This window comes from Sphingomonas ginsenosidimutans (assembly GCF_002374835.1).
GTDB classification, from domain to species: Bacteria; Pseudomonadota; Alphaproteobacteria; order Sphingomonadales; family Sphingomonadaceae; genus Sphingomonas; species Sphingomonas ginsenosidimutans.
The window spans coordinates 53004-65295 of sequence record NZ_NWVD01000009.1; the positions used below are offsets into that span (position 1 = coordinate 53004).

11 protein-coding genes are annotated in these 12292 nt (G+C 68.2%); all 11 read right to left on the reverse strand.

What is annotated here, in order from left to right; translation table 11 throughout:
* Position 1: 1 nt before the first annotated feature.
* The 11 genes from COA17_RS15685 to COA17_RS15735 all read right to left on the reverse strand — a co-directional run bounded on the left by COA17_RS15685 (position 2) and on the right by COA17_RS15735 (position 12283).
* The gene (locus COA17_RS15685) at positions 2 to 1210 is read right to left on the reverse strand and encodes an ABC transporter permease (RefSeq protein ID WP_066487909.1); all 1209 of its coding nucleotides are present in this window, start codon (positions 1208 to 1210) and stop codon (positions 2 to 4) included.
* On the reverse strand, positions 1210 to 1953 hold the full coding sequence (locus tag COA17_RS15690) for an ABC transporter ATP-binding protein (RefSeq protein ID WP_096613810.1): 744 nt from the start codon (positions 1951 to 1953) through the stop codon (positions 1210 to 1212). The genes COA17_RS15685 and COA17_RS15690 overlap by 1 nt, the downstream gene beginning before the upstream one ends.
* Positions 1943 to 3346, reverse strand: a complete 1404-nt coding sequence (locus COA17_RS15695) for an efflux RND transporter periplasmic adaptor subunit (protein WP_096613739.1) — start codon at positions 3344 to 3346, stop codon at positions 1943 to 1945. The genes COA17_RS15690 and COA17_RS15695 overlap by 11 nt, the downstream gene beginning before the upstream one ends.
* On the reverse strand, positions 3346 to 4812 hold the full coding sequence (locus COA17_RS15700; RefSeq protein ID WP_096613741.1) for an efflux transporter outer membrane subunit: 1467 nt from the start codon (positions 4810 to 4812) through the stop codon (positions 3346 to 3348). The genes COA17_RS15695 and COA17_RS15700 overlap by 1 nt, the downstream gene beginning before the upstream one ends.
* Before the next feature lie 85 nt (positions 4813 to 4897).
* Positions 4898 to 6892, reverse strand: a complete 1995-nt coding sequence (locus COA17_RS15705) for an acetyl-CoA carboxylase biotin carboxylase subunit (protein ID WP_096613743.1) — start codon at positions 6890 to 6892, stop codon at positions 4898 to 4900.
* A gap of 56 nt (positions 6893 to 6948) precedes the next feature.
* Positions 6949 to 7956 (reverse strand): biotin synthase BioB, encoded by a 1008-nt coding sequence (gene bioB, locus COA17_RS15710; RefSeq protein WP_066487361.1) that lies wholly within the window; start codon positions 7954 to 7956, stop codon positions 6949 to 6951.
* Complete coding sequence (gene scpA / locus COA17_RS15715; protein WP_245857862.1) at positions 7956 to 10124, reverse strand: methylmalonyl-CoA mutase; 2169 nt, start codon at positions 10122 to 10124, stop codon at positions 7956 to 7958. The genes bioB and scpA overlap by 1 nt, the downstream gene beginning before the upstream one ends.
* Positions 10121 to 10714 (reverse strand): histidine phosphatase family protein, encoded by a 594-nt coding sequence (locus COA17_RS15720; RefSeq protein ID WP_096613745.1) that lies wholly within the window; start codon positions 10712 to 10714, stop codon positions 10121 to 10123. Before COA17_RS15720 ends, scpA begins: the two co-directional genes overlap by 4 nt.
* On the reverse strand, positions 10711 to 11499 hold the full coding sequence (locus COA17_RS15725; protein WP_066487368.1) for an enoyl-CoA hydratase-related protein: 789 nt from the start codon (positions 11497 to 11499) through the stop codon (positions 10711 to 10713). Before COA17_RS15725 ends, COA17_RS15720 begins: the two co-directional genes overlap by 4 nt.
* Positions 11500 to 11631: 132 nt before the next feature.
* Positions 11632 to 12051, reverse strand: coding sequence for a methylmalonyl-CoA epimerase (mce, locus tag COA17_RS15730; protein WP_066487369.1), 420 nt, complete (start codon positions 12049 to 12051; stop codon positions 11632 to 11634).
* Position 12052: 1 nt separating this feature from the next.
* Complete coding sequence (locus COA17_RS15735) at positions 12053 to 12283, reverse strand: hypothetical protein (RefSeq protein ID WP_066487371.1); 231 nt, start codon at positions 12281 to 12283, stop codon at positions 12053 to 12055.
* Positions 12284 to 12292: the final 9 nt, after the last annotated feature.

Below are 12292 nucleotides of genomic sequence, written 5' to 3' on the forward strand. Positions count from 1 at the left end.
GCTATTCGTGGCGCAGCGCGTCGATCGGGTTGAGCGCGGCGGCACGGCGCGCGGGGAAATAGCCGAAAACGACCCCGATCAGCGCCGAAATCGCGAAGGCGACGACGTTGATGTCCGGCACGAACAGGAACGGCAGCCCGCCCGCCCACGACAGCGCACCGATCGCCACCTGCGCCAGCACCAGCCCGACCAGCCCGCCCAGCATCGACAGCACCACCGCCTCCACCAGGAACTGCATCAGCACCTCGTTCGCCACGGCACCGATCGCCAGTCGGATACCGATCTCGCGTGTGCGCTCGGTCACCGACACCAGCATGATGTTCATGATCCCGATCCCCCCGACGATCAGGCTGATCGCCGCCACCGCGGTGACGATGCGGGTGAGCAGCTGCGTCGTGCTGGTCAGCGTGTCGCTGATCTGCTTGGTGTCGAAGATGTTGAAATCGTCCTGCTTGCCGCCGGTGATGTTGCGGCGCTCGCGCAGCAGGTCGGTGATCGATGCCTGCACTGACGCATTGGCATATCGCTGGTCGACCCCCACCAGCATCAGCCGCACGTCGCGCGTGCCGGTGAAGCGGCGCTGCACCGCGTTGATCGGCATGATGACCACATCGTCCTGGTCGCCCCCGAACCCCGCCTGCCCGCGCGTCGACAGTACGCCGATGACGTCGCAGCTGACATTGCCCAGCCGGAACCGCAGCCCCACCGCCTCGCCGCCGCGGAACAGGTTCTGGCGCACGGTATTGCCGATGATGCACACCGCCTTGCCCGCCGATTGCTCCGCCGGGGTCCAGTAACGCCCGCTGGCCAGCGGCCACGGCTGGACGGTGAAATAGGCGTTGGTGGTGCCGTTGATCGTCGTCGACCAGTTCGCGCCTTCGTAAATCGCGGTCGCGGTGGACTGCGCCTGCGGGGCCACCGCGGTGACGCCCGCGATCTGCGTGGCAATCGCGGTGACGTCCTCGGGCTTGAAATCGGGCGGGCGCGGGCCGCCGCCGCCGCGGCCGAAGCCTTGTCCGGGGCGGATCTGCAGGATGTTGGTGCCCAGCGACGAGATGTTCTGCTGCACCTGCGCGGTCGTCGCCTTGCCCAGCGTCACCATCGTCACGACCGCGCCGACGCCGATCACGATCCCCAATATGGTGAGGAACGAACGCAGGAGGTGCCGGCGGATCGAGCGGATTGCCAGCAGGAAGGTGGTACCCAGCATCAGTCGTTCCCCGCCCCGGCCGCGGCCGACACCGGCGCGCCGGGCGGATGCTGCGCCTCGATCCGCTCGACCAGACCGTCGCGGAAATGCACGACGGTACGGGCATAGGCAGCCATGTCGGCTTCGTGCGTCACCATCAGCACCGTGATCCCGCTGTCGCGGTTCAGCCCGGTCAGCAACTCCATGATCTCCACCGACCGCTCGGAATCGAGGTTGCCGGTCGGCTCGTCCGCCAGCAACACATCGGGCTGCGTGACGATCGCCCGCGCGATCGCCACACGCTGCTGCTGCCCGCCCGACAGTTCCGCGGGGGTATGATCCCACCAGCGGTCCAGCCCGACCTTCTCCAGCGCGCCCATCGCCGCGGCACGCCGCGCCTTCTTGTCGTCGCCGCGGTACAGCAGCGGCAGCTCGACATTCTCCAGCGCGCTGGTGCGGCTGAGCAGGTTGAACCCCTGGAACACGAACCCGAGGTAGCGCCGCCGCAGCAACGCGCGCTGGTCGCGGTCCAGCGCCTCGACATGATGGCCGCGGAACAGGAAGGTGCCGCCGCTGGGCACGTCCAGGCACCCCAGGATGTTCATCGTCGTGGACTTGCCCGATCCCGACGGCCCCATCACCGCGACGAAATCGCCAACGGCAATATCCAGGTCGACGCCCTTCAGCGCGTGGAACTGCGTGGCGCCCTCGCCATAGACCTTGGTGACGCCGCGCAATTCGATCAGGGGCGGGTTACTGGCCACCCGCGCCGCCCCCGCCGGGCCGCCCGCCCGAACGCCGCCGGCTGTCGCCGACGGCGGCATCGTCGCCGCTCGCCAGCTGGCCGGTGATGACCTGCATCCCCGGCTTCAGCGCGCCGGACAGCACCTCGGTCAGCGTGCCGTTGGTGTCGCCGGTCGTCACCTGCACCGGCTGCGGCGTACCGTCGTCGCCCCTGACGTACACTGTCTGCTGCGCGCCGCGCGTCAGCGTCGCGGTACGATCCCCGCCGCTGCCGCGCCGCCGGCCACGCGGCACCAGCGATCCCGCGATCCCGCCGCGCGCGCCGTCCCCGGCGCCGCTGTCGGGCTTGAACCGGAACGCTGCATTGGGAACGAGCAGCGCGTCGCGCTTGTCCGCGGTGACGATATCGGCGGTCGCGGTCATGCCGGGGCGCAGCTGGAACGTCGGGTTGGCGACCGTCAGGTCGGCGGCATAGGACACCACCTGCCCGGTGGTCGAAGCGGTCGCACTGCTGCCGGTCGAGCTGGATGATGCGGTCGCGTTGCTGACCGTCAGGTTCGACCCCAGATCGACACGCGTGATGGTCGCCGGGAACGTGCGCCCGGGAAAGGCATCGACGGTGAAGGTCGCCTTCTGCCCGGTACGCACCTCGCCCACGTCGGCCTCGTCGATCGCGACCTCCAGCTTCATCTTCGACAGGTCTTCGGCGATGACGAACAGGGTTGGCGTGTTGAACGACGCGGCCACCGTCTGGCCCGGATCGACCTGCCGCGCCAGCACCACGCCATTAACGGGGGAGCGGATGATCGCCCGCGCGCGCTGCGTCTGCGACTGCGCCAGCTGGGCACGCGCCGCGGTGACGTTCGCCTCCGCCACGCGCAAGGCGGCGACCGCGCGCTGCGCGTCGGCCTGCCCGGTCTGCAATTCCGCCTTCGACGGGACGCGCCCGTTCGACAACCGCGACACTTCCTCCAGCCGCGCCAGCTGCGCCTGCGCCTCCGCGACGGTGGCGCGCGCCTGATTGACCTGCGCGACGTTCGCGGCCAGCTGCGCCTGTCCGGCGCGGATCTGGTCGTCGATCTGTTCGGGGTCGATCAGCGCCAGCGGCTGGCCCGCGGTGACGCGGTCGTTGACGTCGACCACCACGCGCGTGACCAGCCCGGACAGCTGCGAGCCGACCGTCACCTGATTGGTCGGCGCCAGCTTCCCCGTGGCGGATACCGTGACGGTCAGGTTGCCGCGCTGGACCGGTACGGTCGCGTAATCGGGCTTGTCCGATCCGCCGAACACGCATTTCGACAGCAGCAGCGCCAGACCGACCAGCACGACCGCCAGCACGATCCATTTGATCCGGCGCCGCCACGCCGGCTGCGGCGTGACGCCCAGGAATTCGTCGGTAGCAGGATCGGCCATCAGCGGGTTCCGTCGGTAGCGGTGGCGGCAGGCGCTTCGGGGACGACGGCGGGATCCCACCCGCCGCCCAGCGCGCCGTACAACTGGATCAGCGCGGTGGCCGCATCGGCATGCGCCTGCGCCACGGCATTGCGCGCCGACAGCAGGGTCGCCTCCTGCTGGCTCAGCGTCGTGAAATCGGTCAGTCCGCTGCGATATTGCGCGCGCGACAGTACCGCGGCGGCATTGGCCGCGTCATAGGCGACGGTCAGTTCCCGCTCACGCTGGCGCGCCGTATCAAGCGCGACGACGCCGTTCTCGACATCCTCCAGCGCGGTCAGGACCGTGTTCTTGTAGGCCGCCAGCGCGCCGTCGGCGGCGGCGCGCTGGCCGCGCACCTGGCTGCGCAGCCGGCCGCCGTTGAAGATCGCCTGGGTCAGCCCGGCGAACAGCCCGCCGGTCACGGTGTCGAGCAGGCCGCCCACCCCGGCAGCGCGCGTGTTGATGTTCCCGCTGATCGCCAGGTTCGGATACAGCGCCGCCTCCGCCACGCCGATCCGCGCCACCGCCGCCGCCAGCGCGCGCTCAGCCGAACGCACGTCGGGTCGCTGGCGCAACACGTCGGCGGGGATGCCCGTGCCGACTACCGCGGGCCCGTTGGGGATGGGCCGCGCGACGGCCAGCAGCGGCCGGAGCGCGCCGGGCGCCTGCGCGGTCAGCACGCCCAGCCGCGCGACCGCGGCGCTATACTGCTGCTCCAGCGAGGGAATGGACGCGGCGGTCTGCGCCCGCTGAGCGCGCGCCTGTTCCCGGTCGAGCGAGGACACCAGCCCGGCCTGCACCCGGAAACCGGCAATCTCCAGATTGTCGTCCTGCAACGCCAGGCTGGCGCGCGCATTGCCCAGCTGCGCCTGATACAGCCGTGCGAGGACGTAGTTACGCGCCACTTCCTGTTCGACCGTCAGCAGCGTGGTCGCATAATCGAAGCCCGATGCCTGATATTGCGCGCGGCTCGCCTCGATCGTGCCGCGTACGTCGCCGAACAGGCCAAGCTGATATTGCGCGCTGGCACCCAGCGAGAAATTGTTCGCGCCGCCGCCACCGACATTCTGCACCGTGCCGTCGGGCAGCGTGATCGTCTGCCCCCCGCCGCGCAGCGTCTCCGACCGGCTGTAGCCGGCAGTGCCGCTCAGGCTGGGAAACAGGTCAGCGCGGCTTTGCACCAGCGCCTCGCGCGCTTGCCGCAACCGCGCGACGGCCTGCGCCACGTCCAGATTGGCGGCGGCCGCCTGCTCGACCAATTGCCCCAGCACCGGATCGTCGAAGCGCCCCCACCAGCGGGTGAGATCCTCTGGCGATGACGCCGCCGGCACCGAATAGGATACCGGAACGCCCAGCGCGTCGGCGGATCGCGGCTGATAGTCAGGCCCGACGCTGCAACCCGCCATGGCGAGAACAGCGACCGCCGCGGGGACGACGCGCTTCATGACATCGGCATGAAGCCCGCCTCCGGCGGCGTCCAGTGCGAAAATGTCGCAGAATGTCGCAATGCCGCATCACCGCGGGATGCGATCACTCCAGTTCCAGGATCACCTGATCCACCGCCAGGCTGTCGCCCGCCGCCGCGCTCACCGACTTGACCGTCGCGGCCTTCTCGGCGCGCAGGATATTCTCCATCTTCATCGCCTCGACCACCGCCAGCGGCTGGCCCGCCTCCACCTTGTCGCCCGGCGCGACGTCCAGCCGGACCAGCAGCCCCGGCATCGGCGCGATCAGGAACTTCGACAGGTCCGGCGGCACCTTCTCGATCAGATGCTGCGCATAAGGCGCGATGCGCGCGGGCAGCACGCGCACCTTGTGGCTGGCACCGCGCGCGTTGAGGGTGAAGCCGGTGCGCGTGCGCGTCAGCTTGACGGTCAGCGGCGTGCCCGCTTCCTCGTCGAGCGGCTCGACCACGATCAGCCGGTCGCCGGGCGTATATTCGATCGCGACCGGCAAATCCGCGCCGTCGACGGTCAGCCCGTCGGTCGAGATCGTCACCGCATGATCGGTCTTGCCGATGCGCACCACCCAGTCGGCAGGCGGGCGCAGCCGCCCGCCCAACTGGCCGTCGACGCGGCGCGCGCGATCCGCCTCTGCCGTGGCCGCGAACGCCGCGACGCCGGCGAGCGTGCGCAGCACCTCGTCCGACGCAGGCGCGCCGTGGAACCCCTCGGGATATTCCTCCGCGATGAAACCGGTGGTGATATTGCCCGAACGGAAGCGCGGATGCTGCATCAGCGCCGACAGGAAATCGAGGTTGGTGCCCGGCCCGACGATCTCGAACGCATCCAGCGCGGCGACCTGTTTGTCGATCGCCTCCTCGCGCGTGGCGCCATGGGTGACCAGCTTGGCGATCATCGGGTCGTAGAACATGCTGACCCCGCCGCCCTCGGCCACGCCATCGTCGACGCGCACACCATCGCCCGCCAGCGGCGGCTGATAGCGCACCAGTCGGCCGATCGACGGCAGGAAGCCGCGATACGGGTCCTCGGCATAGACGCGGTTTTCCACCGCCCAGCCGTTGATCTTCACGTCCTTCTGCGCGAACGCCAGCTTCTCGCCGGCTGCCACGCGGATCATCTGCTCGACCAGGTCGAGGCCGGTGATCTCCTCGGTGACGGGATGCTCCACCTGCAGCCGGGTGTTCATCTCCAGGAAGTAGAAGCTTTCGCCGGTCTTGTCGGCGCCGCTGACGATCAACTCGACCGTGCCGGCGCTGTAATAGCCGACCGCCCGCGCCAGCGCGACCGCCTGTTCGCCCATCGCCTTGCGCATCTTCGGCGTCACGAACGGCGACGGCGCTTCCTCGACCACCTTCTGGTGGCGGCGCTGCACCGAACATTCGCGCTCGTTGAGATAGACGATGTTGCCATGCTGGTCGCCCAGCACCTGGATTTCGATATGCCGCGGGCTTTCGATGAACTTCTCGATGAACACGCGGTCATCGCCGAAGCTGGCCAGCCCCTCACGCTTGGTCGCCTCGAACCCCTCGCGCACGTCCTTTTCGGACCAGGCGAGGCGCATCCCCTTGCCGCCGCCGCCGGCCGACGCCTTCATCATTACCGGATAGCCGATCTCGCCCGCGATCTTCACCGCCGCATCGGTGTCCGCGATCTCACCCAGGAAGCCCGGGACGACGTTGACGCCGGCTTCCTTCGCCAGCTTCTTCGATTCGATCTTGTCGCCCATCGCGGCGATGGCTTTCGGGGGAGGCCCGACGAAGGCGATGCCGGCATCGGCGCACGCCTTCGCGAAGCTCTCGCGCTCCGACAGGAAGCCGTAGCCGGGATGGATACAGTCCGCGCCCGTCTCCTTCGCCGCCTTCAGGATCAGGTCAGCCTTGAGATAGCTTTCCGCCGCCGGTGCCGGCCCCAGCCGCACCGCCTCGTCCGCCATCAGTACATGCGGACTGCGCGCGTCCGCGTCGGAATAGACCGCGACCGTCGCGATCCCCATCTTCTTGGCGGTGCGGAACACGCGGCACGCGATCTCGCCACGATTGGCGACCAGGATCTTCTTGAACAACGGTCTCTCCCAGTTCTTCTACGTCGCCCCACCCCACGCATGGGGGGCGGGTATCCCTATTCCGCCGCCTCGCACACCTTCGCGCGCATCGGCTCCTCGGCCTGCATCGGCGTCACGCCCAGCTTCGCGAACAGCGCCGCGTCGGCGCTGTCGCCGCGATTGCCCGCGGTCAGCAGCTTGTCGCCGGTGAAGATCGAGTTCGCGCCGGCCATGAAGCACAGCGCCTGCGTCGCCTCCGACATGCTCTCGCGCCCCGCCGACAGCCGCACCATGCTCATCGGCATGGTGATGCGCGCGACCGCGACGGTGCGGACGAACTCGATATCGTCGATCTTCGCGAGCGGCGTGTCGGCCAGCATGTCGCCCAGCACGGTGCCCTTCACCGGCACCAGCGCATTGACCGGCACGCTTTCGGGATGGCGCGGCAGCGTGGCGAGCGCATGGACGAAGCCGACGCGGTCGCCGCGCGTCTCGCCCATGCCCACGATCCCGCCGCAGCAGACGTTGATCCCGGCGGAGCGCACATTCTCCAGCGTATTCAGCCGCTCGCCGAAGGTGCGCGTGGTGATGACGTCGCCGTACCGCTCGGGCGAGGTGTCAATATTGTGGTTATAGTAATCCAGCCCCGCCTCACCGAGCCGCTGCGCCTGCTCCGGCGTCAGCATCCCCAGCGTCATGCAGGTTTCCATCCCCATGCCGCGCACGCCTTCGATCATCTGGATGATCGCGTCCATGTCGCGGTCCTTGGGGTTGCGCCACGCCGCGCCCATGCAGAACCGCTGCGACCCGGCGTCCTTCGCCTCGGCAGCGCGTTGCAGCACCGCCTGCACATCCATCAGCTTGGTCGCCTTGACCCCGCTGTCGGCCGCGACCGACTGCGAGCAATAGCCGCAATCCTCCGGGCAGCCGCCGGTCTTGATCGACAGCAGCGTGCACAATTGCACCTCCGACGGCGCGTGATGCGCGCGGTGGACGGTCTGGGCGCGGTACATCAGCTCGTCGAACGGCAGGTCGAACAGCGCCGCGATTTCGTCGCGGGTCCAGTCGTTGCGAAGGTCGGTCATCACTCGGCAGCTTCCTCTTGCGGCGGCATGTTGTGCCCGAGCAGCCGTAGCACGTCCTCCGCCGCCACGATCAAGTTCGTTCCGGGGCCGAAGATCGCCTGCACGCCGGCATCGAACAGCGCCTGATAGTCCTGCGCCGGGATCACGCCGCCCGCGATCACCTTGATATCCGGTCGTCCGGCATCGCGCAGGTGCCCGATCAGTTCGGGGATCAGCGTCTTGTGCCCCGCCGCCAGACTGGAGGCGCCCACGACATCGACGTCCTTCTCCAGCGCCAGCTCACTCGCTTCCTTGGGCGTCTGGAACAGCGGGCCGGGCACCACCTCGAACCCCAGGTCGCCGAACATGCTGCTGACCAGATTGGCGCCGCGGTCATGCCCGTCCTGCCCCATCTTGGCGACGAACATCCGGGGCTTGCGACCAAGCCGACGCTCGACCGCCTCGACGCCGCGCAACAGCCGCTCCCAGCGACCGTCCTCCTTATATGCGCCGCCGTAGACGCCCTTCACCGGCGTCGGCTGCGTGCCGAACCGGCCGAACACATCCTCCATCGCGCTGGAAATCTCGCCCAGCGTCGCGCGGCGACGTGCGCATTCCACCGCCAGTTCCAGAAGGTTGCCGTCCCCCTTGGCCCCATCGCGCAGCGCGTCGAGCGCGGCGCGGCACGCCTCCTCGTCGCGCTCCGCCTTCATCTTGTTGATGCGGCGGATCTGCGCCTCGCGCACGGCATGGTTGTCGACGTCGAGGATCTCGATCGGATCCTCATTGTCCTTGCGGTACTTGTTGACGCCGACGATCACGTCCTCGCCGCGATCGACGCGCGCGGCGCGCGCGGCGCTGGCTTCCTCGATCATCGCCTTGGGCCAGCCGGCGCCGACCGCCTTGGCCATCCCGCCCTCACGCTCCACGCGCTGGATGATCTCCCAGGCGTCGTCGACCAGCCGCTTGGTCAGCGCCTCGATATAATAGCTACCGCCCAGCGGATCGACGACATTGCACATGCCGGTCTCCTCCTGGATCACCAGCTGCGTGTTGCGCGCGATCCGGGCGGAGAAGTCGGTCGGCAGCGCGATCGCCTCGTCCAGCGCGTTGGTGTGGAGCGACTGGGTGCCGCCCAGCATCGCCGCCATCGCCTCGATCGTCGTGCGCATGACGTTGTTGTACGGATCCTGCTCGGTCAGCGAGACACCGCTGGTCTGGCAGTGGGTGCGCAGCATCTTGCTGCGTTCATCCTGCGCGCCCAGCTGCGTCATCACCCGGTGCCACAGCACCCGTGCGGCGCGCAGCTTGGCGATCTCCATGAAGAAGTTCATGCCGATCGCAAAGAAGAAGCTCAGCCGTCCGGCGAACTTGTCGATATCCAGTCCGCTGGCAACACCGTATTTCACATATTCCATGCCGTCGGCGATGGTGAAGGCCAGCTCCTGCACCTGCGTCGCCCCGGCTTCCTGCATGTGATAGCCGGAAATCGAGATCGAATTGAACTTCGGCATCTCCCGGCTGGTGTAACCGAAGATATCGCTGATGATCCGCATGCTCGGTTCGGGCGGGTAGATATAGGTGTTGCGGACCATGAACTCCTTGAGGATGTCGTTCTGGATGGTCCCGTCGAGCAACTTGCGGTCGACGCCCTGTTCCTCGCCCGCGACGATGAAGAAGGCGAGGATCGGGATCACCGCGCCGTTCATCGTCATGCTGACCGACATCCGGTCCAGCGGGATGCCGTCGAACAGGATCTTCATGTCCTCGACGCTGTCGATCGCCACGCCTGCCTTGCCGACGTCGCCGGTGACGCGCGGATGGTCGCTGTCATAGCCGCGGTGGGTGGCCAGATCGAACGCGACCGACAGCCCCTTCTGCCCCGCCTTCAGGTTGCGGTGGTAGAAAGCGTTCGATTCCTCCGCGGTGGAAAAGCCCGCATATTGCCGGATCGTCCACGGCCGCCCGGCGTACATCGACGCGCGCACGCCGCGCGTGAACGGCGCGAAACCGGGCAGGCCGGGTTCCCATCCCGCCACGTCCTCGGCGGTGTAGAGCGGCTTGACCTCGATCCCCTCCGGCGTGCGCCAGGTCAGGTCCTTGCCCTTCACTTCCTTGTCGGCGGCCTTGGCCCAGCTTTCCAGCGTTGCCGCGGGGGTGGCGGTGTCGTGGGTGGTCTTCTCGCTCATAATTCTTCCATCGGCCTCCAGCCGAACAGCGCCTCGCTCATGTCGGTCGCGAAGCCGTGGACATTGCCGCCGCGCGGGTTCGCGCCGGGGGTGTTTCCCTGATCGTGCGCGCGGTTGATCGCCTGCCCGCGGATCGCACACGCCAGCAGCGTGCCGACCCCGCCATGGCCGACGAACAGCGTCGGTCGCGCCTCATGCCCCGTCAGCACGTCGCGGGTCGCGGCGACGATCCGCGCCTGCGCCGCGCGCGCCGTCTCCCACCCGCGCACCGGCGTGTCGGGAGCGGCGAAGAAGGCGTCGGCGGTCGCCTCGAACTCGTCGGGCGGCAGGAATCCGGTGGCGGAGCGATCGTTCTCGCCCATATCCGGCGCGACCTCCACCGGGACGCCGATCGCATCGCCGATCAGTTGTGCCGTCTCCTGCGCCTTGTCCTCGTCGCTGCTCACGATCCGCTCGATCGCGCGCAGCCACGCACGGTGGCGGATCGCCTCCACCCGCGCACGCCCGACGGCGGACAGACCCCATTGCGGCACGGGCACCACAGGGTCGATCCGCACCTCGGGGTGCGACAGGTAGAGCGCGGTCGTCACCGCCCCTTGAACTCGGGCTTGCGCTTCTCGATGAAGCTCAGCGCGCCTTCGCGTGCGTCGGCGGTGCCGCCGGCGCGACGCTGCCCCTCCGCCTCGGCGCGCAGCACCTGGTCGAGCGATCCGTCCAGCGCGGTCATGATGTTGCGCCGCATCGTCGACAGCGCCACCGTCGGCCCCGCCGCCAGCCGCGTCGCCAGCGCCAGCGCTTCGTCCATCAGCGCGGCGTCGTCGACCGCCTTGTAGATCAGGCCCCATTGCTCGGCCTGGTCGGCGCCGATCCGCTCGCCCAGCATCATCATCCGCGTCGCGCGCGGCTTGCCGATCGCCTTGGTCAGCAGCCAGGTCGAGCCGCCGTCCGGGACCAGCCCGATGTTCACGAACGCCTGGAGGAAATAGGCCGACCGGCCCGCGAACACGAAATCGCCCGCCAGCCCGATCGAACAGCCCACGCCCGCCGCCGGGCCGTTGACCGCGGTGACGACCGGAATGTCGAGCTGCATGATCTGGCTGAGCGCCGGATTGTAATGGTTCATCAGCGCACGATGGCTGGCGTCGCCGCCAGTCACCGCACTGTCGCCGCCGCGCGCCTGCAGGTCCGCACCCGAACAGAAGGCACGCCCTGCGCCGGTGATGAGCAACGCGCGCGCGCCCTGCAGGTCGTAGAGCGCGACCGTCAGGTCCTCCGCCATCTGCAGCGAGGCGGCGTTGAGCCGCTCCGGCCGGTTCAGCGTGACGACCAGGACGTCGCCCTTTCGTTCGGTCAGGATCGTTTCATATTCGGCCATATCCGCTCTCCTCTTCCAATTGCCGTTCGTGGTGAGGAGAGACTGAGCTTGTCGAAGCCTCGTCTCGAACCACTCGTCCTTCGAGACGCCGCTTCGACTTCGCTCGGCGGCTCCTCAGGACGAACGGGGTCCTCAGTGCTCGCCCTTCGGTTCTTCCATCAGTTCGACGAGCATCCCGCCGAAATCCTTCGGGTGAACGAAGACGATCGGGGTGCCGTGCGCGCCGATCCGCGGGCTCCCCAGCACCGTCGCGCCGTTCGCCTTCAGATGCGCGACGGCCGCGTTGATGTCGGGCACCTCGAAACAGACATGGTGCTGCCCGCCCGCCGGATTCTTCTTCAGGAAACCGGCGATCGGCGAATCCTGATCATACGGCTCGATCAGCTCGATCTGCGTATTGGGCGCGTCGATGAAACACACCTTCACCCCCTGCGCCGGCAGGTCGAACGGCTCACCGATCGCCTCGGCGCCCAGCAGGGTGCGATAGGTTTCGACCGACGCGGCGATCGACGGCGTCGCGACACCGACATGGTTGAGACGGCCGAGGTTCATGTCAGTTTCTCCTTGCCATCGTGTCCGGATTCCACGTCCATTCGACCACTAGGGTCGCCGACATCAGCATCAGGAAGACATAAGCCGCGATCAGCAACCAATACGGAACAGACGCGCGCTTCCATGTCCGCCCATGACCGAAGGATGTTTCCCCGTTCCACAACGCGAACCCGGCCTTCAGCGCCGCGAACGCCGCGAAGACCGCGAAAACGACGATCGAGAGATACTGCATCCGATCCCT

What these genes read in the sequence shown, in the direction of transcription:
- COA17_RS15700 (WP_096613741.1), bottom strand. Translation starts at nt 4,812, where the DNA reads ATGAAGCGCGTCGTCCCCGCGGCGGTCGCTGTTCTCGCCATGGCGGGT.
- COA17_RS15735 (WP_066487371.1), bottom strand. Translation starts at nt 12,283, where the DNA reads ATGCAGTATCTCTCGATCGTCGTTTTCGCGGTCTTCGCGGCGTTCGCG.
- bioB (WP_066487361.1), bottom strand. Translation starts at nt 7,956, where the DNA reads ATGACCGACCTTCGCAACGACTGGACCCGCGACGAAATCGCGGCGCTG.
- COA17_RS15725 (WP_066487368.1), bottom strand. Translation starts at nt 11,499, where the DNA reads ATGGCCGAATATGAAACGATCCTGACCGAACGAAAGGGCGACGTCCTG.
- scpA (WP_245857862.1), bottom strand. Translation starts at nt 10,124, where the DNA reads ATGAGCGAGAAGACCACCCACGACACCGCCACCCCCGCGGCAACGCTG.
- COA17_RS15695 (WP_096613739.1), bottom strand. Translation starts at nt 3,346, where the DNA reads ATGGCCGATCCTGCTACCGACGAATTCCTGGGCGTCACGCCGCAGCCG.
- mce (WP_066487369.1), bottom strand. Translation starts at nt 12,051, where the DNA reads ATGAACCTCGGCCGTCTCAACCATGTCGGTGTCGCGACGCCGTCGATC.
- COA17_RS15685 (WP_066487909.1), bottom strand. Translation starts at nt 1,210, where the DNA reads ATGCTGGGTACCACCTTCCTGCTGGCAATCCGCTCGATCCGCCGGCAC.